We start from the raw sequence: 20,934 nt of genomic DNA on the forward strand, positions 1-20,934 counted from the left end.
TGGGCTTGAACCCAGACAATATTTGGCGTATACCAGCCACCAGAATTGCACACACGGGTGGGCGCTACTGCTGTGCTCGGCATGCCACTGCTGTTGCAGCACCTGCCCTACGGAACAGCTCTTGGTGATACGCGCCGAGCGCTACACGTGCATTTGTTCCATGATGGGCAGTGTGTACCGCTCGCCGCTGCTAAGCAAGTGCATGCGCAGGTCGCGGATGGAAAAGGGCTTGCCGGGGTCCACTTCGTGGATATTGGTTTGCGTGACGCCCATGCCATCAAGCACTACCACCAACCCGCTGCCAATCACCTCCAGCTCCCGGCCCTGCGTAACAACTACTGCCGTATCCTCTTCCAGCCCCAGCCCGATGCACGACGGATTGGTAGCAATAATTTGCGCCATTCGCACAATCCGGCCGCGCGCAACAAAGTGGGTGTCGATGGCTACGTTGTGCAGAAACTCTAGCCCAGTGGTGATGTGGATTTCGTCTTTGAGCATGCCGGCGTTGTTGCGTCCCTGATAAATCATGGGCGTCGACATGGCCGCGGCTCCGGCGCTGGTTCCGGCAATTACGAAGTGCTCTTGGGTGTAGCGCTCTTTCAGGCGCCGTTGGAAAGCCGTGCCGCCAAGGAGTACGGTTAACCGTAGTTGGTCGCCGCCCGTGAACATGACGCCCCCCGCTTCGTTCAGCATTTTCATGCTTTCCTCGGTATCCACATCTTCTCGCCGCCGAATATCCAGTACCTGCACTCGAGTGCAGCCCAAGTCTTTAAATACTTGCACGTAGTCTGCTGCCGCTTCCTCGGGTTCTTCGGAGGCTATTGGCAGCACCAGAATAGTGCCCTTCTCCCCTATCTCATTCACTACGCGGCGCAAAATGGTATCATCGGCCATGTCGCCGGCCTCGTCCCGCATATCTTTTCGCTCGTGCCCTCCAATGGAAATCAGCGTTCCAAGCGGATGCGGACAGGAAGACTCATGAGAGGCAGGGGCGTTTTTCTTTTTGGAGGCAGGCATATGTGAAGCAAAAAAAAGGGTACACGAAATGGCAAGCTCAGCTGTTGAGCTTGAAGAAAAGAATTACGTTACTATAAAAGCACCAAACAGCGCGATACACAATCACTTATCAACATGTCATTTGTTGATAACTAGCTACTTGGTAAGAACTAACTGGTATACTGCCCAGCCCTACTCGACTTTTGCTAGGTCTTCATTGGCAGGACCGGCGAGTAGCTTACCGTACGCATCAAAGCGGGAGCCGTGGCATGGGCAGTCCCAGCTGGTTTCCAGCGAGTTCCAGTGCACAATGCAATGCAGGTGCGGACAAACCGCCGAGCACTCATGAACTTCTCCTTTGGGGTCTCGGTACACGGCTACCTTCAGCGGGCCACGGCCTATTACAGCACCAGTGCCGGGCGCTACGTCTTCCACCTTGCTTACGTCGCCGCCGGTCAGCAGCTCGGTGTATTCGGCCGCTACGTTGAGGTTCTCGGTGACGTATTCTTTGATTGATTCCAGTTTCACGGTCACGCGGCCCGGGTCATAGAGCTTCGCCCACGGGTTTTCACGGCCCAGTATCAGGTCGGTGATAATGATGGGGCCGAGCGTGCCGTGGGTCATGCCGTGGCCTGAGTCGCCGGTGATGATGTACACATTATCGTCATCGAGGGGGTTACGGCCGGCATACGCTAGCCCATCCACTGGCTCCATCACCTGCCCCGACCACCGGTAGTCGATGCTTTTTACGGACGGGAAGTTTTCGCGTGTCCAGTCTTCCAAGCACTGCAAATGGTCTTCGGGATTGGGCTCCTGGCCGGTTTTGTGGTCTTCGCCGCCCACTAGCAGCAGGTCATAGTCGGTTTGGCCGCCGCGGGGGCCAGCGTCTACTTTTTGCAGTCGGATGTAGTGGTATGGGTCGGCCGTGTCCCAGTACAGCGCCGTCGTGACCGAGCCTTTCGGCACGCGGGCCCCGATTACGTAGGTGCGGTAGGGGTGCTGCTTGGTGTGCATCACTACCCGGTCGTTGAAGGGCGTGTTGGTGGCAATTACTACGGCGTTGGCCGTTACCTCGCAGCCCTCAGTGGTCGTTACGCCGGCATTGCTGCCGCCTTTCACTTCGGAGGCGTGGGTGTTGGTGAAAATCTGGCCGCCCTGGCGCGTAATGGCTTCGGCCAACCCGCTCAAGTATTTCAGAATATGAAACTGTCCTTGGTTGGGGAATACTAGGCACTCGCCGGTAGTAAACCCTTGGGCTCCGGCGTCGGGCAGGCGCTGCACGTCGGTGAGGCCGGCGCGGTGGGCGGCTTCCAACTCTTGGTCCAGCTCTTTTACTTTGCCGTCTTTGGGCAGGTAGAGGTAGCCGTTGAGGCGTTCGAAGTCGCAGTCTATCTTTTCGCGCTGCACTATCTCCTCAATTGTATCCACGGCGCTCCGATGACTGTCGGCCGCGAGGCGGGCTCCTTCTTTCCCGAACAGCTGCTCTAGCGTGGTATACCGATCATCGAGGGCAAATGAAAGATGCGCCGTTGTGCGGCCCGATTCGCCAGAGGCTATTTCACCGTCTTCCAGCACCACTACTTTCTGGCCTTCGCGGCCCAATAAGTAGGCTGTAGTTAGTCCCGCAATACCTGCTCCGACCACTACCACATCGGCCGCAATAGACTCTGTGAGTTTGGAAAAAGTAGGCAGGGAATCTGCGGTGGGAAACCACGACGTTTGGGTGACGCCGGACGTACGGGTAGGATTTACGGAAGCCATAGAACAGAAAGGAATTAGATACCTCCCTTTCCTCTACGCCCACTCACAGATCTGAGTTAACGACGAGCTTAGCGGAACAGCTCGATAACTTCCTTGACCTTCAGCGAGATATTAACGCAGTAGAGCTACTTATTTCGCTAGGTAGTATGGAGGCAGTTAGCAAAAAGACCCCGTGCTTCGGCTAGCGAAGCACGGGGGGCCTTTGCAAGTTGAGGCATCTTACTGCCCGCAGTTCACTTACCCTAGTAAAGAACGTCTTCTACGGGAGCCAGTTTGGGTGGCAGATGAGTTTCCCCGATCATCTCGCGCAGGTCGATTTCGATGCTGCGGCAGATAGCCGTCATGGGCACGTCGTTCATTTCGTTTTCAAACGGGTTTTCACTGGTGTGCCCCACTATCTCAATGGTGTTGAACACCCAGGACACCAACACCGAAAAAGGCACGGTAAGCCAGAGGTGCGTGGGCCCCATCTTCTCGAATTCCGCAATCAGGCCCAGCGGCAGCAAGGCGGCAAACAGCCACACAAACACGAAGCTAAAAAAGGCGTACTGACGCGGAAACGGCGTATTCTTAATTCGCTCACAGCCGCCTTGCAAATTGTAGAGCTGCTCCAGGCTCTGCATCATGTTCACGTGCTGGAAGTCGTTGAGCAGGCCCCGCTCTTCGCGCAGCACGCGCAAATCGGCGGCTTGCTGGCGCAGCAGATGCGCCGGCGGGTTCTGCTTGCGCTGCATAGCCACCGATTCGGCCGGATCGAGAAAAGGGCCTACTTGCTGGTCCCACTGGTCGTTTTGACGGCGCAGGTGTAGACGCACGGCATTGCACCACGCTATCTGACGATAGATCAGCCGCCGGTGCCGCATCGACAGTTCCGAGAGCGAAGCCGCCGGTGCGTCCACGCCGGGCGCATCCACCACGGAGGTCACGTATTCCAGCGCCTGAATCGACCAGGTGCGGCTGTAGTTCACGATACCGCCCCAGAGCTGCCGCCCCTCCCAGTATCGGTCATAGGAGCCGTTGTTTTTGAAGCCGATGTAGAACGATACGGCAATACCGAGCGTGGAAACCGGCTGCCACGGAATTGAAAGCCAGTGTTGATCCATTTCACTGTAAAAGAAGCAGATCAACGACGAGTAAATCGTGAAGATCAGCACTCCTTTCCAGGCATACTTCCAGATGACAGGCCAGCGTAGATTACTGCGAACGTACATAAGAGCGTAACTAAGTGAAGGTGTAGCGGAATACTACCGAGAAAGCAACCAAGCGAAGGAAGCACCTATGCAAACAACTTAGGAAAGCCGTGGACAATTACATTTTGTACCAGAGTTTCTGATATTTCTTTGCCCCATGTGCTCTACTTGATTGCTTATTCTTCGATTTCAATGCCCATGAGCTGCATGAGCTGGCTGGCGTTGAACGAGCGGCAAGCACCGGGCGTCAGGTGGTAGTCGAAGTGGATTTGCCCGTTGGAGAAGGTGCTGTTGAAGCTGAAGTTGCGGACTTGCCCGGGCCACTCTTCTTCCAGTGCCGCCAATTCCAGATCGTGGGTGCTCACCAGGCCGGCCGCGCGCCGCTGGTGCAACTGCCGCAACAAGGCCCGGGCTCCCCGGTGGCGGTCCAGGGAGTTGGTGCCTTTCAGAATTTCATCTAGCAGATAGAACACCGGAAGGGGCTCCTGGCTGGCAGCAGGCGGAGGGGTAGGCGCCGGCGTGGCGCCGCTCAAGTCGAGCAGCAGACGCAAACGCTTGAGCTCGGCGTAGAACGAAGACGTGCTTTCGGCGAGGTTGTCTTGGGTGCGCATGGCCGTGAACACCTGCGCCGGACTCAGCCGTAAACGGCGGGCACACACCACCCCGCCTGCCAGGGCCAGCACCATGTTCAGGCCCAGCGTGCGCAGAAACGTGCTTTTGCCCGCCATATTCGAGCCCGTCACGACCACCGTCTGGGCAAAGCCGGTGGTGTGGAAGTCGTTGGTGATGCGTGTTGTGCTGAAAATAAGCGGATGTCCGAGCGTTTCGGCCGTCACTTCCAATGGCTCGGCACTTAGCTCCGGGGTGGTGTAGTCGGGGTTGGCGAACTGCCAGCTAGCCAAACTCACCAGGGCTTCCAACTCTGCTTGCACTTCCAACACCGTGGTTAGTTCGGGGCCGAGGCCACGCTTCCAGCGCTCTAATTGCCAAACGGCGTGCATATCCCAGAGCAGTAAGCTATTCAGCAGCAACGACCCCAACGGATGCTCGCGCCCTCGGAACAACCCCGCTACGCTGGAAAGCTGCCCCAGGCGTTTGGTGGCGGCGGCTCCGTGGCTGGCGGCCTGCAAAGTGGCTTGTAACTGCCGCAGCCGGGGCGCCTGCCAGCTCCGGTCGGGGTGTTGCTCAAACAAGGCCAACTGCGCCTGGGTGGCTCGGAGGGCGTCGCGCATGGCGGTGGCCTGCTCGGCATATTCGTTGCGCACGGCGGCCAGGCGGCCATTTACCAACCCCACCAGCAGCTGCACCACTACCAGCGCATAATACCCGTAATCGAGCAGCCAGGCCACTATGCTGCCCATCACAAGCAGCGGCAACAGCACCAACACGGGTTTCAGCCAGGGCTTGCCCGCGAAAAAATCGGGGCGGGCCAGCCAGGCGCTAAACTCGCGGGGGTCGGCTTGCTGGCGCGGAAAATGCCGGGCGCGGGCCTGCCACTCTTGCAGCCAGGTTACGTCGGGCGCTAGTTCGGTGGTGGCCTGCTGGCGCGCTACCACCTCGGTAGGTGTAGCGGGAGCCAGCAGCCACCCGGCCAGCCAGTCGTGGCCGAGGCGGGTGGTGGCGCGGTTAAGCAACTGAAACAACGAGTGGCTGCCAAATACATCAAGGTCGGCGGCGTACGGGTGTTGGGTATCAAGGTAGCGAAGGCCAGGGTCGAAGGCGGCTAGCTGGCCGGCCAACCGGTCGAGTTCGTGCTGATTGATTTGGGCCAGCAGCCGGTGATGCTCGCGCTGGTAGCTCACGCCGGCATGCCAGCGCACCAAGATGGAAAACAGCAGCCACACGGCCAGCAACAGGGCCACTCCTGGCGCAATGTGTCCATTGGAAAACAACCACCAGGCCCCAGCCGCGCCGCCGGCAAACAGCAGCAGCCGCAGCCAGCCACCCAATTGGTGGCGCCCGGCAAAGTAGTTTTCGCGGGCCAGATGGGTGGCCAGGTTTTCAGTGAAGACCTCGAAAGGCGTAATAGTCAGCGGACGGACAGCAGCGGAAACAGGCACGGCAACTACATCGGTGGAGCTACGAAGGTACGCACCCACGCTCTTGCCCGGTGCGTAAATCTACCAGCACAGTCCGGTTGCTATGCCAAACGCCCCCTACTACGAACAGCTACGTGCTCGTAATAGGGGGCGCTTTGTGTGGCGGCTACTCGCCTACCGCTCGAACCGAATGCTCAGGAACAAGTTGCGGCCGGGGGCACTAATACCAGATGCGAAAACCCGGTAGTTGGTGTCCAGAATATTCTCTAACCCCGCCTGAACTGCCCAGCGTGGCGTGACTTGGTAGCTGGTGCGCAGGTTGAGCGTGTACCAGCCCAGCGCCCCGGCGGGAGTGGCTTGCGGCAGGTTGTCCTCGCCACTGGGGCTATATTGTGCTACTGTTTTGCGGCCATTGAATAGCACCGACCCCTCAGCCAATAGCCCCCGATGCTGATACGTAAGCGCCCCACGCCCGTACAGCGGCGAAATGTGGTCGAGGGGCACGTCGGCACTCTGGTCTCGGCCCTGGGTGTAGGTGAGGGTGCCATCGAGGCGCAGGTGAGCGGGTAACCCGAGTTGGGCGCGGCTGGAAATACCATGAATGCGGGCTTCGCCGGTGTTCACCGTTGCCAGGGTTTGGTAGGTTTGGCCGTTGAATTCTGTGGTAGTCTGGCCGGTGGGCGTGGCGAAGGGACGCACCACTAGGGCATTGCGCAGGGTGGTGTAGAAGCCCGTCAGGGAAACCAGCAAGCGGTTTTCAATGGTTTCGGAAAGCTCCATTTCGTAGTTCACCACCCGCTCTGGTTTCAAGCCTGGGTTGGGAATAATGAGCGTGCCAATGGCTTGCCCAGTGCCAGCAGTTTGCTCGAAGGTGCGGCTCAAGTCATCCACGTTCGGGTTGCGGAAGCCCGTAGCTACCAGCCCACTCAGGCGCAGCCCGGCCGGCAGCATGGCCACCAGCCCCACGTTGCCATCCAACGACGACGAATTCTGCTTGATGGCGTTGTAGGGCGAATCGAAAAACTTCCGGTCGAAGGCGGCTTCCACTTGCACGTTGCTGAAGCGCAGCCCGTCTGAAAGAATAAGACGGTCGGTAATTTCCCAACGGTGCGCCGCGTACACGCCAGCGGTGGCGTAGGTGGAGCCGTTGGGGTAGCGGGTAACAATGGGCGCTACGGCCCCCGTTGCCACATTCACTCCTTCCCCGATGCTGTGCACTTTGTTGCGCGTTACTTCGGCCCCGTAGCGCAACTCGTGCTGCTTGAGTTCCTTAAACAAATCGAGGTTGGCACTGAGCACGCGCACTTTCTCGGTGTTTTCCTGGCGGACATCTTTGCCGAAGTCCCGCACCAAGCGGCTTTCCTCCACGTCCTGCACGGCTGGCGTTAGGCGCAGCACATCATAAAGAACGTGGGGGCGCGTCAATTCCAGCTGGTAGCTGGCCATCAGGCGCTTCTGGGGGCCATATTCCCACTCGGCATAGCGCAGGGCGCCATTGCGGTAGGTTTGAAGCCGGTCGAAGCGCGGTATGTCGGTGGTGGTGGAAAGCTGCAGGTTCAGCAGGTGGCGCTGGCCGGCTCTGGGTTGAAACAGCACCTTCTGCACCACATCCAACTGGCTGTAGCCCGTGAATTTCTGCCGGTTGACGTGCTGGTTGGGCACTACCACGTCCTTGCCATTCTGCCGTTCCACGTATTCTTTCACTTCCCCAAAGCCTGGGTAGTCGTCGAAGCCGTTGCGGCCCTTGCGCAGGTCGTCGAAGTCGGTGGCCGTGACGCTGGTGAAGGTGGCCCACCGACGCCAGCCGAGCGTAAAGTCGGTGTGGGCGGTTTTTTCGCGGGCGGCCGTGGCGTAGCGCAGCAGGTTGCTGGTATGTGCCTGCACCCCAGTGCTGGTACTGTCGGCTAGCCGCGGCTGCTTGGTATAGAGGCTAATAACTCCGCCCAGCGCGTCGGAGCCGTACATGACGGCGCCGGCGCCGCTCAATATTTCCATGCGGTCCAGAGCGTTGGCATCCACGGTCAGGATGTTCTGCAGGTGTCCTGCGCGGTAAATGGCGTTGTTGAGCCGAACTCCATCCACTACCAGCAGCACCTTGTTGGCCTCGAAACCGCGCAGCACCGGCGAACCGCCGCCCAGCTGCGACTTCTGCACGAACACCCAGCCGGAATTCAGTAGCGCGTCGGCCGTAGTGGCCGGGTTCAGCAAGCTGATCTGACGCGCGCTTAGTACGTCTACCTGCTGCGGCAAATCGGCCTTCCGCTCGCCCTGGATGCGGTTAGCGGATACTACCACTTCGTTCAGCCCGACAATGCGCGTGGTATCGGCAAGTTGAGCGGTGGCAGCGAAACTGATAAATAGGAAAGAAGAAGAGAAGAGTATAGTGTGCTTCATGCAATACGGGTTGAATAGGACAGATTCAAAAATAAGCTGTATTCAGCAGGAAAGTACCCAATCAGCGCAAGCAGTTGCAAATTCTATCCAGCGAATACTTCATTCGCTGTCCAGGCGCCTTTCATGCACCACCGCCCACGCAAAAATGCATGGCTTTGCTACCTCAACTACGGGGTTAGACGCGACGACACGCGCTGCCTTTTCTTCTGGCGGGTGCGCTTAGCCAGCCAGGGCTGCTATGCACTTCAGCTCGATGGCAATGGGCGTGGGCAGGCAATTGACCTCCACCGTGGTGCGGCAGGGCTGGTTGTTTTGGAAATATTCGGCGTAGAGACGATTGTAGGTGGCAAAGTCGTCTTTCATGTTGGTCAGATACACCGTTACGTCCACCAGGTCTTCCCAGCGGGCTCCGGCTTCTTCCAGAATGTAGCGCACGTTTTGAAACACGGCGTGGCACTGCCTTTCAAAGTCGTAGCGCAAGATGGTGCCGGCTGCATCCTGCTCCACGCCAGGCACCGCCTTTTCGCCGCGTTGGCGCGGCCCCACACCAGACAAAAACAGCAAGTTGCCTACCCGGCGTGCGTGCGGGTAGAGCCCGACCGGCTCGGGGGCACGGCTGGAATTGTGCGCGGTGGAAGCGGCTGATGCGCCGTCGGCGGAAGTAGTGTCAGGTGCCATGTGCCAAAACTAGCCGTTTTTCAGAGTTGGGCGCGAGCTACTGAACCGGCACACGCGCTGGTGCGGTTGTTGAGTTATATTCCGGAATCTACTTCATCCTTTGTCTCTCTCCATGGATTCTCTTTTCCGTCGTGTTGCTCTTGCCCTGGTGCTGGCTTTGCCGATGGCCACTCCCTCCTTCGCTCAGCAGAAGTTGAAATACCCAAAGCCTGAACCCGAACAGATTTATGATGCCGTAGGGCAGCCCGCCGTGCCGGTTGGGGGGGTGGAAGCGTACGGGCAGTACCTAGCCGACAACCAGCAATACCCCACTGCTGCCTTGCAGCGTGGCGCCACCGGCACGGTGGAAGTCACGTTTGTAGTCGAGAAAACCGGTGTCATCTCCAACGTAGCCGCCAGCAAGCCAGTTGATCCGCTGCTGGACGCCGAAGCCATTCGCCTGATCAAAGGCGGCCCCAAGTGGACTCCGGCGCAACACAAAGGCCAAAAGGTGCGGCAGCGGGTTAGCATCCCCGTTTCCTTCCAGGTGCCGCTGGGCGCTGGCGGGGCGGCCCCCCAAACCGAGCCCGACGCAACGGCTGGTGCCCCGTCCAAACCCGCCAACGTTTCCAAGTCGGGAGCTACCATTATTGCGCCCGATCAGCCGGCCCGCCCGGTTGGGGGCACGGAGGCCTTTTTCGAGTGGATTCAGAAAAACCAACAGTACCCCACCCTGGCCCGGCAGCGCAAAATAGAAGGCCGCGTGATGGTGGAATTCATCATTCAGAAAGACGGCTCCCTAACGGATGCCAAAGTAGTGAAACCGCTCGGCTCCGGGTTAGACCAGGAAGCGTTGCGCCTCATCAAAATGGCGCCCAAATGGACTCCTGCTACCTATCAAGGCCAGGCATTAAAGCAAAAAATGGTTTTGCCTGTTTTATTTCAGCTATAAAGTAAATGTTGGCCTCGTTCGTCAGCAAAGACAGACGAGGATCGTTGTTGCTTTCCCAGAGTTGGGTTGTCGGCGGATGTAGCTGCTGACTGTTTTCCTTGGCTTTCTTTCCGCCTTCCTATGCTTTCCTTACCGCTGCTATCCGCGCCGCCCGTAACGGCTCAGCCTGGTGCCGAACCTGACACGTACCATATTTGGCCTTACCAAATGCGCTTCTTGCAAGCAGCCCAAAACATTGCCGAAGGCATCTTCAACGCCCTCGACGATGATTTGGAGCCTAATGTGCTGCTGCTAGCACTCGCTACCGATTCGGTTGCATCCGATGTGCCGCTGGTGCATTTGGAGCCTGCCGGCCACGGTCTGGACGCTGGGCGCTTCACCAACGCCTTGGCGCGAGGTCGCGACCTTAAACTGCGCACCCATTTGGCAAATTGGGTACCCCGCGACGGTTCATCGCAGGAAATGATGAGCCGGCGGCAGGAAGCTATAGGTATCCGCGACGCGGTGCAGGAAGTGTTTACTGCCCAAGACGAAGCCGCCCTGCACCAGCATTTGGCAGGATGGCCAGTGCTTATCAACGACTATTTTGTGATGCCGGTGCTACGGATGCGCCGCAAAGCCATGCGGGCCTATCCGTCGTTGCGACCACACCGCTACTACACCGATGGCAAGCCCCTGGCGCCGTCCTTGCTGTCGGCGGCTATTCTGCGCTTCAACGAGGAATGCTATAAAACCCTGAGTGAAGCGGAGCCTGGCTTCGGAATGCTGACGCGCCCCCGCGAGGCCGAAGAAATATTGCGCGCAGCCGGCAAAAGCCTGCTCGATACGCCAGCGCAAGCGCTGGGTGCGGAGCCTGGCGCAGCCCGCTTGTTCAACACGCTCAACACTATTTCCAGCTTGCGCTACGAAGGGGCCGAGGGTGTCGGGAAGCTCATCATGGCTCGGCGCCGCCACCCCAACGTGGAAGAGGTATTTGCCCTCACCTGCCCCACCCCGCTTACCGACTACCGAGCCGTGCGCAAGCTCCTGGAAATGACCACGCCCGATATCAGCCTGCTTTCGGACAGCGAAAATGTGTATGCCCTGGGCCGCTTAGTGGGCGACTATGATCCGACGCGGGAAGATTTGTTTGTCATCAACTTCATCAACCACTTTGCCTGGGAGTTTCAGCACGATGGCAAAGTGCTGATGCGGACCATTTACAGCCAGCCCAGTTTGCCCCGGTCGCGCGTCAACCGGAGCCGTTTTCGCAAAGACCTCAAACGCACTTTCCAACTCACCGACCCCGCCAAGGTCGAGCGTTTGTGGGAGGTGGTGTTGGAAGCCAGCCGCCAGAAGCACGGTACCTTGCTCGTCATCACCACCGAGGCCCTGGCCGAAGCCGACCGACTGAAACTGCAATGCACACTCATTGAGCCGGTGCCGCTCACGCCGCTTATCACCCGGCTAGTCACGTCCATTGACGGCGCCGTACTGCTCGACCCAGAGTCGTATTGCTACTCTATTGGTGTAATTCTGGATGGCAAGGCCTCAGGCCGCGGCACCAGCACCCGTGGAGCCCGCTACAACTCTGCTATTCGCTACGTGGAAACCTCGCCGTACCCTTGTCTGGCCATTGTCGTCAGTGAAGATGGCATGGTAAACGTTATCAGCAAGGACCGATTAGGGGAAGAGTAGCAGCTCCGTTTTCAGCGCCTACGGGACTTTGTACCCTTGCAGTGGCCGCTTATACAGCTGAAAACCCACTTCCATAATCAGCTGCTGCAGGTTTCGATTGAAATGGAAGGCTTGCTGCTGAAATACGACGGTACGGCTGTACGGTGTCAGGCCCCACTCGTAGCGTGCATTCACATCAAGACGCCACAAGCTGACACCTGCGCCAGCCTGCACTGCCCATTGTATACTGGACCGGTCGGCATCAAGGGCTTCGGCGGCGGCTTGCACGTTGGAGTCTATGAAATTGGGAGTCCGCGAATCGCGCAGGTAGCGGCCGACACTGGGCCCCGCAAACAGGCGCAAGGGCCCCGATTGATAGCCACCCAACAGGCGAATATCTACGCGACGGATGCGGCGGCTGGAGTAAGGAAAGTTGCCGGAACTGTAGGTTAGCCCTACTGGTGTTTCCAACGCCGACACATGACCAAGTTCCGGCTGAACGTACCAGCCGCCCTGCCCTACCTGCCAGCGGCCGAAAACAGTTGGCCCGTTGCCGGTTTCGTCATTGCTTTGGTCGGCTTGAGGGTTGATAACCACAGAGCCCAACCGAAACTCTTGCGTGCTGCTGTGCAGCCGGGCGATGTTGAAGCTGCCGCTTACTCCAACAGCCTGCAGGTGCTGCCCATACCCAGAAATCTTCGGAAGCAATAAAACCAAGCAAATGAGGGTCGCGGCAAGTGTGCGTTTCATAAAGCGTATCTATATCTGATTGACTATCACGCATGTTCAGGCAATGCTGTGGTGCAATGATAGCACAAAATACTCCTGGCCTTATGTAGCTATTAGATATCAGCTTGTATTCGTTCCAGAAGCTATTGGCTGAATCTGTGAGAAGTCATACGCTAGTGTTAGGCGGTTGCTACTGTGCAGGTGACGGCTAGATTTCACGTCGATGAACCTGCATCAACATGCCCTCTGGAAGCTAATTGGGGCACTTTTCAATAAATAATATTCTTTTTCCTAGTTGATATAACTTATCAACTTAAAACTTTCACTACTTTTATAGGAGTTTAAGGCTAATGAATTTCCCTGCTACCCGCTCCCTATGAATGCTACCCTTACTTATGCCACATTTATGCCTCGCTTTTTCTATACGCAGCTAGGCGTTCTATGCACTCTATTGCTGCTTTTAATAGCGTCTCCCCAAGCACAAGCACAGGCGCCAGCTTGGCAGCCCGTTGTGATGGGCAACCAGATCAGCAACGCCAGCTATTCCAATATCAACGCCACCACTACCGATGCCAGCGGAAACGTGTATTCCACGGGTTACTTCCGCGGGGTAGCCCACTTCGGCTCTATCACCTTGACCAGTGCTGGTAGTTATGATGCCTTTGTGGTGAAGTGGAGCCCTACCGCAGGGTATGTGTGGGCACAGCGCATGGGTGGCGCAGCAAACGAAGTAGCCACCGCAGTAGCCGTGAACGGGACCAGCGTATACGTGGCGGGTACCTTCGAAGGTCCGGTTGTGCAGTTCGGTGCTACCACCCTCACCAACAACTACCGCGCTGGAGAATACGACATGTTTGTTACCAAACTCACGGACGCGGGCAGTTCCAGCAGCTTTTCCTGGACCAAGCAGGCCGGCGGGTCAGGCTACGACCAAATAACCGCTTTGGCTGTGAGTGGTACCAGCGTATATATAGGAGGGCAGTTCCTGAACACTGCTCGCTTCGGCACGCAAGCCATAACCAGCATTGGCACCTACGACTTATTTGTAGCCAAGCTCACGGATGCTGGCTCCACTGCTAGCTTTCTGTGGGCCGAACGGGCCGGCAGTCCTACCAGCGACGCAATTAGCGCCTTGGCCGTGCAGGGCACCAGCGTATATGTAGCTGGCAGCTTCCGGGGCCCCACGGCTTCTTTCGGAAACAGCACCCTGGCCAACGCCGGAAATTCTGATGCCTTTGTGGCCAAGCTGGTTGACGCAGGAGCATCAGCTAGTTTCACCTGGGCTCAGGGGGCGGGCGGTACTGGCGCCGACCGGGCTACTGCCCTTGCCGTCAACAACTCGAACGTGTACGTCACCGGGCATTTCGGCCAGAGTGGAGCGGCTGCCAGCTTCGGAGCAACCACCCTCACGAGTGCCGGGGGCGCTGATGTGTTTGTAGCCAAGCTGACCGAGACTGTCAACGGGGCCAGCTTTGTTTGGGTGCAGCAGGCCGGTGGGCTGCAAGATGAATCGGTGAATGCTATTGCCGTACAGGGCAGCAGCGTGTACGTGGCCGGCGGTTTCACTAGCGCTATCGTGCGGTTGGGCAATACCACAATCATCAACAGAAACACCAACCTCACCAGTGACGTGTTTGCCGCCAAGCTCTCGGATGCCGGGCGAACGGGCAGCTTCACCTGGGTACAACAAGCTGGGGGAGAAGGTGATGATGCAGCTTCTGGCGTGGTACTCAGTGGCACCAGCGTATACGTGGCAGGCTATGTGGTAGCGCCGGCTACGTTCGGCAACCAAACTATTTCCAACTCTAGCAACGCAGGTGTCGGCTTTCTAGCGGCTCTCACCGATATGGCGCTGCCCACGAAGAGTTCTTCTCTAACAGCGCTAGCGGGTATGAGCATCTACCCGAATCCGGCGCACACCCACACCACGGTTGTAGTACCAGCGGTGTCTGGCGTCACGCAAGCTACGGTTACCCTTTCTGATGTAGTGGGCCGCACTGTGCGCACGCAAAACCTGCGCCTGGCAACCACTGGCACCAAAGCCGATGTTTCCCTGGAGGATTTGAAGCCGGGCCTGTATCGGGTGCAAGTGCAAGCAGGAAGTGAAACCATCACCCGCTCGCTTGCTATAAACTAAGCTCGCCGCAACGCATAAGCCACGGCCCCATCTGCAGAGAGAAAGTAGCTAGGTAGCGCCAGGTGTAGCAGAGTCTACTTGTTAGCTAACCATGCTTTGGCGGCTTCCAACGGTTGGGTGGTAGGCTTAAGCAACAACGGCAGTTCCAACTCTTGCCACTCGCCGACACCGCTGGGCTTATTCCCCAACGATTGCGAGTTGGCAAACCCAATCAACCTTTGGTCGTCCCCTATCTGGCACCAGAGCGCCACTCCCGTCGGGCTTTGAGTTTCAGCCTTACTTCGCCCGGAACGACCAGGTGATTCGAAACGTAGCCACCACGTCGCCCACCTCATCGACGCCCGTGCTGGTACACACCACCGTGCGGCCTTCCCCGGTGACGCGGCTGTCGGCAATGGCTTGGGCGATGTGCGGCCCATCGGCGCAGGTGAAGGCAATAAGTCCCACGGCTTTCTTGGTGAAGTCTGCCTCCAGTCCTACCACCAGCATGGATACTCGCCCAGCACCTTGGGTGTACATCATGGCGAGCATGCCGCTTGCCATTTCGGCCGCCATGCTCAAGCACGCGAAGTAGATGCTGCGGAAGGGGTTTTTAGTTAGATACTTGAACGGCACCGTAATAACTGCTCGCTCGGGCGTAACCTCGCGCAGCCGTAGTCCTGCCAGATAAGCCATCGGCAAGCTCCGTAGCATAAACAGCCGGAGCTTCAGCGGATTGGAAATAGTGCGCCGAAAGGCGGCAGCAGCAGGCGTATCAAGGGTGGCGGGCGTCATAGGACAGGGAAGACAGGTAGTAGCGAGTATGAGTGAATGTAGCACGAAGCCTCCGCTTCGCATAGCACATGGCCCAGAGGAAGCTGCAGCAACGCATCAGCCCAGCCACCACTCGCTGACGCCAACAGGTCTTACAACAGAGCAATACCTTTTTCACCTGACTTGTCCCACAAGCTAGAGCGTGTGGATAACCGGTGCAAAGTTCCTTGTGCTTCGATAAGCCGCCAAGTAAAGCAGGACGGACTTTTGACTGGGAGCCAACCTTCGGCCAACTACCTACTTAGGCCAGGTCTAGCGAGATGCCGGTTTCTTGCGTTTAGCGGGTGTGGCGGCCGGGTACACCGTTAGCTCTCGGTAGCCAAATGTAGCGTCGGGCTCTCGCCGAAAATCCAGTTCTTCCAATACCCCTATCACCAGTTCGGCGGTGGTGTACACCAGGTTGCCATCGAGCAGGTGCCCGCCGATGGTACGCCCCGTGGAATCCGATACGGCCAGATGGAGGTGCCCGCCATTGGTGGATAGCGTCCCGACCAAGGATACAATTTCGAAATGCCCGTGGTACACCGTCGGTTGTTCTTGGTTGGCGAGGCGCAACGTGGCTTGCGTCAAGCTTCCCACGCAGGTAACCATCGCGCCCGCCCGAATCTGGTGTTGCTCCACGAAAGCATTGATTTCTCGGCGTAAGTCCTGCCCCGGCTTCAGCCGCAAGGCATACGTGCGCATAGTTGATGAAGCGGGTGGCGTAACAGACATAGCGACAGACGACTGCGCCGTGGCAGGCAAGGCGCACCAAAGTAAAAGCAGAGACAAAAGCAAAACGCGTATTCTCGAACAACGGCTCATAGCGGCCGCTAAGAACGTCATTCCAACAGCAGCACAACGCTTTTCACTGCCATTCCTTTCTCTCTGGCTACAAAAAAGGCCTGTTCCGAAGAGAGGCGGCAACGTGTGCTTTCCTCTGTTCGAAACAGGCCCTTGTACTGGGGTGCTTGTCTTACCTCCGCCGACTAGCGGTTGAAGCGCACGTTGCCGTAGCGCACCCGGATATTGACGTTGCTGCTAGCAGACCGGCGGGCGCTGGCTGCGCCGAAAGTACCCTGCATATCACTGGATACGGGGCTACTTTCTTCGGAAGCCACTTTCACAAGCTTTTTGTCAACGAGCAGCTTCCCATGCTGCGTGTTTACGTCGAAGTTGAAGCCAGCATTGTCCTCGAAGTTCAGGAGGATAGTGCTGAAACCGCCATCAAGATTGATTTCCCGAAAATTGCGGCCGGTATTGCGCACCTCGAAGTTGGGGCAATTCTGTACCGTCATATCCAGCTGATTGTTTAGCTTGTCGATGCTAAACTTCGAGTAGCCCGATGTTCCGCGCAGGTTACGCACTGTCCCGAGAGCTACGTCGCCGTATTTACTGTGCACCGTCAGGTCCTGCACGATTCCGATGTTGATGTCAGAGTAGTTGTTGCGCAAGTCCACGGTTTCGCCGGTGTCGAGGCGCAAGCGGGAGTACGAGGCATCAATGCCCGCCCGACGAACGAATGGTATAGCTGCCTGCCCGTTGCCGATGCGCAGTAGGTTCTGGCTGCCATCCAAACGGCCAGTGCGCAGGGTGCCGTACTCCACGGCAAGTTCGGTCGGGCCAGTTAGGTCACCCAGAATGCTTACTTCCCCAAACGTGTTATAGACGTGCAAAGGCGTATTGCGCGGCAACCACACTGTATAGTTTACCTCGTAGAGTTTGGTCCGGCTCCAGCAGCCGTGCGGCATCGTCCCGAAGTGTGAGCGGGCTGATACGCCCCCAGTAGCGGGGTCGTTTTCCAGCACCTGCACCTGAATCATTTCCTGCAATTGCTGAGCCTTCTCGTCGGTATCCGCACGGGTAATGACGTCAACATCCGTCCGGATTTCCTGGCGGTTCCACACGTTCACTTGCACCCGCCCGTAGCGAGTGTTGAGCGCATACGGCTTGCCGTTTGGCACTGCGAAAGTGCGGCTTAGCTTGCGCGTTTTTTCGGCGGCCGGAGTGGCCGCTTCCTGCTGCGGTTCCTGCGTACCCAGCAACGATGGAGCCTGCGCATTCTGCAGACAATTCTGGCTGTGCGCTGCATCTGAACCACCTCCTTGGGGCCAAAAAGCAGGAGCTTCGGCGCCGGACGATTGGTAGTAATGCACGTCGGTTGGAGCACTTGGGTGCGCCAAGATAGTGGGTGCCGCTTGCTGCGCTTGCGCGCCTAAGCTGGCAGCCACTAGGGTACCCACTGCCAGCAGGCGGCTGGTCCATAGAAAGGTGCGGCGGAAGCAGCTCATGGCATGGGGTGGTTATCGGCAATCATCAGCGGCTGAGCAGTGTATTCCTGGGCCTGCTCGCGGAAGCGAGTTTGCTGATTCAAGATATCGAGGCGGATCTGCAGGTTGCGGTTCATAGCTTCCAACACCACATCAGGCTCCGGGTTGCGATACAGCTCCACTTTGAGCTGACGATAGGTGGAATCCAAGCTGGCCAACTCCCGCTGCCAATCGGCGGCGGGGGCACTGGCCACGGGCGTTTCGGCTTCCAGTTGTTGCAACTCCTGCTGCCGCTCCCTGATCTGCGAAGCAAAATACGTTTCCATGCGCTGCACAGTCTTGGTGAGTTGCTGCGCAGGAGCTTCCTGTGAATTCGTTACTGGGGAAGCACCGAAGTAGAGGCCGGTATTGGCATCAGTTGGAGCGGGGCTCGGGGCAGCCAGCACCAGCGGAGCCGTACCCGTATTGGTCCAGCCTGTGGTATGCTGCTCATTGTTCCATACGGCCCCCACACCAGCCAGTACCAGCAAGGCTACTGCCGCTGCTATACCTGGGCGAGGCAACCACGTGTTGCTGTTGGTAGTGCGCAACGGTTCGGATGATGCAGCCAGCGTAGCAGCCGGAGCTTCAGGGTACAATTTTACAATCCGCAACGGTTTAGGGACAATTGTCTCATCAGCGTCCTGCTCAACAGGGCCGGCCGTGGGTGCAGCCAGTTCCTGTTCGATGTCGTCCCACAAATCCGGGCGCGGCTCGAACACATCGAACTCGGCACGATGCCGCTCGATGAAATTCTCCAGACCGGTTTCTTTATCGTTCATGTTGGGGGGGTGGTACTAGGCACGTGGTTTATCTCGGTCCGGCGCGCCCTGTCGAAGTGGAGGGTGGGCAAAGCGCGGCCGACGAGATAAAATAGATTAAGAAATCAGGTTTAAGAGGTAAGCCCTTGTTGACAAGCTAGTTCCAAAAGCTTTTTACGAGCTCGGCTATACTGAGACTTTGACGTAGACTCTGTGATACCCAGGATGCTCGCTATTTCGGAATGGTCGTAGCCTTCCAGCAGGTACAGCGTGAGCACTACCCGATAGCCATCGGGCAATTCCTGTACGCAACGTCGTACTACATCGGCCCGCCACTGTATTACTTCGGTGTCAACAGCGTACTCGTTGGCATCGGAGCCAGCGGCGTCGTGCTGCTCTCCGAGTGGTACCAATTGCAAGCGCCGGTTGCGCAGGCAGTTAATACTCTTGTTGATTACTATTCGTTTCAGCCAACTGCCAAATGATGAATCCCCTTTGTAGCTGTGCAGTTCCCGGAAGGCACTCAAAAATGATTCTTGCAGCACATCTTCGGCCTCGGCGTAGTCGCCGGTAATGCGCAACGAAGCGTTGAACATGGCTTTAGAGTAGCGTTTGTAGATTTCGGCCTGTGCCCGTCGGTCACCCAATCGGCACCGCTCTACCAGCGGGGCGTTGATGTCAGTATACGCAAAAGCTTCCATGGCGTCGGGCGAAGGCAGCAAAATTGAAGAATGGATGATCGTAAATATCCAAATTTCCGGACAAAGCCACTAAGGGGTAGCGGATAAGCAAGTGAAAGACAGAGCCAGCCGCTGAGAGGTTGCACCTCGCCTGTTACAAAAGCTAAGTGTTAAATAAGCCAACTTTCCACTAAACCAACAGACCCGTCTAGTGGCACTAGACGGGTCTGTTTACGTTACTGCTTAGCAACGCAGCGTAAGCGCATTCTTATACATCAAACTTGATGCCCTGCGCCAGCGGCAGCTGAGTGCTGTAGTTGATGGTGTTGGTTTGGCGGCGCATGTACACGCGCCACGCGTCGGAGCCAGACTCCCGGCCGCCGCCGGTTTCTTTTTCGCCGCCGAAAGCTCCGCCGATTTCAGCGCCGCTTGTACCGATGTTGACGTTGGCAATGCCGCAGTCGGAGCCGGTGTGGCTGAGGTACGCCTCGGCTTCGCGCATGTTGAGGGTGAAGATGCTGGACGATAGCCCTTGGCGCACACCGTTCTGGAGTTCGATAGCCTCTTCTACCCCACCGCTATAGCGGATGAGATACAGAATGGGAGCAAAGGTTTCTTCCTGCACCGTATGGTAATGATTGTGCGCTTCCACCAAGGCGGGTTGCACGTAGGTGCCGGTTTCAAAGCCAGTTCCCGATAGCACCTCGCCGCCGATAAGCAGCTTGCCACCTTCTGCCTGCACGCTTTCTAGCGCCTTCTTGAAGTTTTGTACGGCATCCTGATCAATCAGCGGGCCGACAAGGGTGCCTTCTTGTAAAGGGTTGCCGATGGGCAGATTGGGGTAAATTTTCAGCAAGCGCGCTTTCACGTCCTCGAAAATACGGTCGTGGATGATGACGCGGCGGGTGGTGGTGCAACGCTGCCCGGCCGTACCGACAGCCCCAAACACAATGGCACGAATGGCAATATCCAGGTCGGCGTGTTCGGTGAGAATGATGGCGTTGTTGCCGCCCAACTCCAGCAGTGCGCGACCCAGGCGGGCTCCTACTACCTCCCCTACCTTCTTGCCCATGCGCGTACTGCCCGTAGCTGACACCAATGGTACCCGGCTGTCGGCTGCTATGCGGGCACCAATTTCGGCATCCCCAATCACTAAGTTGAAAACACCTTCGGGCAACTCGTTTTCGCGCAGCACATCCGCCAGGATATGCTGTACAGCTACGGCCGTAAGCGGAGTTTTCTCTGAAGGCTTCCAAATGCAGACATCGCCGCATACGGCCGCTAACATGGCGTTCCAACTCCATACCGCCACCGGGAAGTTGAAGGCTGATATAATACCAACTACCCCTAGTGGGTGGTACTGCTCGTACATGCGATGGGCAGGGCGCTCGGAGTGCATTGTAAAGCCGTGCAGCTGACGCGAGAGGCCAACTGCGAAGTCGCAGATATCAATCATCTCCTGCACTTCGCCGAGGCCTTCCTGCAGGATTTTACCCATCTCGTAGCTTACCAGTTTGCCTAGTGGCTCTTTGTATTGGCGTAGCTTGTTGCCAATCTGGCGTACTATCTCGCCGCGTTTGGGTGCAGGCACCACCCGCCAGGTGTTAAAAGCCGCCTGTGCTGTTTCAACTACTGCATCGTAGTCGGCGGTGGTGGCTAGTGCTACCTTGCCAATAAGGCGGCCATCGGCAGGTGAATGAATAGGCTTGGAAGAGCTATTGCCGGCTCCGCCCCATTGTAGGCCGGTACTCCAAGCCGCATTTTCCACTTGCACCCCTAGTTCGCGGAGTACTTGCTGAATGCCATGTGGGTCGTGTTCTGATACGTCGGTACCAGTGGCAGTAGCTTCTTCAAGGGCTTGTTTCATGTTCTATAAGAATA

16 protein-coding genes are annotated in these 20,934 nt (G+C 57.6%); 3 read left to right on the forward strand and 13 right to left on the reverse strand.

Annotated elements, in window-relative coordinates; translation table 11 throughout:
- Positions 1 to 141: 141 nt before the first annotated feature.
- From MTX78_RS19055 to MTX78_RS19080, 6 genes are all read right to left on the reverse strand, one after another.
- The gene (locus MTX78_RS19055) at positions 142 to 1,017 is read right to left on the reverse strand and encodes a cyanophycinase (protein WP_243797481.1); all 876 of its coding nucleotides are present in this window, start codon (positions 1,015 to 1,017) and stop codon (positions 142 to 144) included.
- 171 nt (positions 1,018 to 1,188) lie between these two features.
- Positions 1,189 to 2,757, reverse strand: a complete 1,569-nt coding sequence (locus MTX78_RS19060) for an FAD-dependent oxidoreductase (protein WP_243797483.1) — start codon at positions 2,755 to 2,757, stop codon at positions 1,189 to 1,191.
- A gap of 242 nt (positions 2,758 to 2,999) precedes the next feature.
- Positions 3,000 to 3,968 (reverse strand): bestrophin family protein, encoded by a 969-nt coding sequence (locus tag MTX78_RS19065; protein ID WP_243797484.1) that lies wholly within the window; start codon positions 3,966 to 3,968, stop codon positions 3,000 to 3,002.
- A 155-nt stretch (positions 3,969 to 4,123) separates the two neighbouring features.
- Entirely contained in the window at positions 4,124 to 6,046 is a 1,923-nt protein-coding gene (locus tag MTX78_RS19070; RefSeq protein ID WP_243797486.1) for a MutS-related protein, read from the reverse strand.
- A 114-nt stretch (positions 6,047 to 6,160) separates the two neighbouring features.
- Positions 6,161 to 8,380, reverse strand: a complete 2,220-nt coding sequence (locus tag MTX78_RS19075; protein ID WP_243797487.1) for a TonB-dependent receptor — start codon at positions 8,378 to 8,380, stop codon at positions 6,161 to 6,163.
- Positions 8,381 to 8,599: 219 nt separating this feature from the next.
- Positions 8,600 to 9,058, reverse strand: a complete 459-nt coding sequence (locus tag MTX78_RS19080) for a RidA family protein (protein WP_243797489.1) — start codon at positions 9,056 to 9,058, stop codon at positions 8,600 to 8,602.
- Between the two features lie 112 nt (positions 9,059 to 9,170).
- Here MTX78_RS19080 and MTX78_RS19085 point away from each other — a divergent pair, with 112 nt between their 5' ends.
- Together MTX78_RS19085 and MTX78_RS19090 are read left to right on the forward strand one after the other, a co-directional pair.
- Positions 9,171 to 9,989 (forward strand): energy transducer TonB, encoded by an 819-nt coding sequence (locus tag MTX78_RS19085; protein ID WP_243797491.1) that lies wholly within the window; start codon positions 9,171 to 9,173, stop codon positions 9,987 to 9,989.
- Positions 9,990 to 10,109: 120 nt separating this feature from the next.
- Complete coding sequence (locus MTX78_RS19090) at positions 10,110 to 11,666, forward strand: DNA integrity scanning protein DisA nucleotide-binding domain protein (RefSeq protein ID WP_243797492.1); 1,557 nt, start codon at positions 10,110 to 10,112, stop codon at positions 11,664 to 11,666.
- Positions 11,667 to 11,684: 18 nt separating this feature from the next.
- On the opposite strand, the gene MTX78_RS19095 is transcribed toward MTX78_RS19090, so the two are convergent.
- Positions 11,685 to 12,395, reverse strand: coding sequence for an outer membrane beta-barrel protein (locus MTX78_RS19095; protein ID WP_243797494.1), 711 nt, complete (start codon positions 12,393 to 12,395; stop codon positions 11,685 to 11,687).
- A gap of 355 nt (positions 12,396 to 12,750) precedes the next feature.
- Here MTX78_RS19095 and MTX78_RS19100 point away from each other — a divergent pair, with 355 nt between their 5' ends.
- Complete coding sequence (locus MTX78_RS19100) at positions 12,751 to 14,511, forward strand: T9SS type A sorting domain-containing protein (protein ID WP_243797496.1); 1,761 nt, start codon at positions 12,751 to 12,753, stop codon at positions 14,509 to 14,511.
- Between the two features lie 276 nt (positions 14,512 to 14,787).
- On the opposite strand, the gene MTX78_RS19105 is transcribed toward MTX78_RS19100, so the two are convergent.
- From MTX78_RS19105 to amaB, 6 genes are all read right to left on the reverse strand, one after another.
- Positions 14,788 to 15,285 carry a PaaI family thioesterase gene (locus MTX78_RS19105; RefSeq protein WP_243797497.1) on the reverse strand — a complete coding sequence of 166 codons (498 nt, stop codon included), beginning with the start codon at positions 15,283 to 15,285 and terminating at the stop codon, positions 14,788 to 14,790.
- A gap of 291 nt (positions 15,286 to 15,576) precedes the next feature.
- A complete protein-coding gene (locus tag MTX78_RS19110; protein ID WP_243797499.1) occupies positions 15,577 to 16,038 on the reverse strand; it encodes a PPC domain-containing DNA-binding protein in 462 nt (153 codons plus the stop codon).
- 254 nt (positions 16,039 to 16,292) lie between these two features.
- On the reverse strand, positions 16,293 to 17,594 hold the full coding sequence (locus MTX78_RS19115; RefSeq protein WP_243797501.1) for a hypothetical protein: 1,302 nt from the start codon (positions 17,592 to 17,594) through the stop codon (positions 16,293 to 16,295).
- Entirely contained in the window at positions 17,591 to 18,394 is an 804-nt protein-coding gene (locus MTX78_RS19120; protein WP_243797502.1) for a hypothetical protein, read from the reverse strand. The genes MTX78_RS19115 and MTX78_RS19120 overlap by 4 nt, the downstream gene beginning before the upstream one ends.
- Before the next feature lie 110 nt (positions 18,395 to 18,504).
- Positions 18,505 to 19,074 (reverse strand): RNA polymerase sigma factor, encoded by a 570-nt coding sequence (locus tag MTX78_RS19125; RefSeq protein ID WP_243802931.1) that lies wholly within the window; start codon positions 19,072 to 19,074, stop codon positions 18,505 to 18,507.
- Between the two features lie 247 nt (positions 19,075 to 19,321).
- Entirely contained in the window at positions 19,322 to 20,920 is a 1,599-nt protein-coding gene (amaB, locus tag MTX78_RS19130; RefSeq protein WP_243797504.1) for an L-piperidine-6-carboxylate dehydrogenase, read from the reverse strand.
- Positions 20,921 to 20,934: the final 14 nt, after the last annotated feature.

Source organism: Hymenobacter tibetensis (assembly GCF_022827545.1).
GTDB classification, from domain to species: Bacteria; Bacteroidota; Bacteroidia; order Cytophagales; family Hymenobacteraceae; genus Hymenobacter; species Hymenobacter tibetensis.

Excerpts from the sequence above, each read along its gene's own strand:
- MTX78_RS19065 (WP_243797484.1), bottom strand. The coding sequence starts at position 3,968 with ATGTACGTTCGCAGTAATCTACGCTGGCCTGTCATCTGGAAGTATGCC.
- MTX78_RS19075 (WP_243797487.1), bottom strand. The coding sequence starts at position 8,380 with ATGAAGCACACTATACTCTTCTCTTCTTCTTTCCTATTTATCAGTTTC.
- MTX78_RS19060 (WP_243797483.1), bottom strand. The coding sequence starts at position 2,757 with ATGGCTTCCGTAAATCCTACCCGTACGTCCGGCGTCACCCAAACGTCG.
- MTX78_RS19085 (WP_243797491.1), top strand. The coding sequence starts at position 9,171 with ATGGATTCTCTTTTCCGTCGTGTTGCTCTTGCCCTGGTGCTGGCTTTG.
- MTX78_RS19080 (WP_243797489.1), bottom strand. The coding sequence starts at position 9,058 with ATGGCACCTGACACTACTTCCGCCGACGGCGCATCAGCCGCTTCCACC.
- MTX78_RS19105 (WP_243797497.1), bottom strand. The coding sequence starts at position 15,285 with ATGACGCCCGCCACCCTTGATACGCCTGCTGCTGCCGCCTTTCGGCGC.
- MTX78_RS19090 (WP_243797492.1), top strand. The coding sequence starts at position 10,110 with ATGCTTTCCTTACCGCTGCTATCCGCGCCGCCCGTAACGGCTCAGCCT.
- MTX78_RS19055 (WP_243797481.1), bottom strand. The coding sequence starts at position 1,017 with ATGCCTGCCTCCAAAAAGAAAAACGCCCCTGCCTCTCATGAGTCTTCC.
- MTX78_RS19110 (WP_243797499.1), bottom strand. The coding sequence starts at position 16,038 with ATGTCTGTTACGCCACCCGCTTCATCAACTATGCGCACGTATGCCTTG.
- MTX78_RS19115 (WP_243797501.1), bottom strand. The coding sequence starts at position 17,594 with ATGAGCTGCTTCCGCCGCACCTTTCTATGGACCAGCCGCCTGCTGGCA.
- MTX78_RS19095 (WP_243797494.1), bottom strand. The coding sequence starts at position 12,395 with ATGAAACGCACACTTGCCGCGACCCTCATTTGCTTGGTTTTATTGCTT.
- amaB (WP_243797504.1), bottom strand. The coding sequence starts at position 20,920 with ATGAAACAAGCCCTTGAAGAAGCTACTGCCACTGGTACCGACGTATCA.
- MTX78_RS19125 (WP_243802931.1), bottom strand. The coding sequence starts at position 19,074 with ATGGAAGCTTTTGCGTATACTGACATCAACGCCCCGCTGGTAGAGCGG.
- MTX78_RS19120 (WP_243797502.1), bottom strand. The coding sequence starts at position 18,394 with ATGAACGATAAAGAAACCGGTCTGGAGAATTTCATCGAGCGGCATCGT.
- MTX78_RS19100 (WP_243797496.1), top strand. The coding sequence starts at position 12,751 with ATGAATGCTACCCTTACTTATGCCACATTTATGCCTCGCTTTTTCTAT.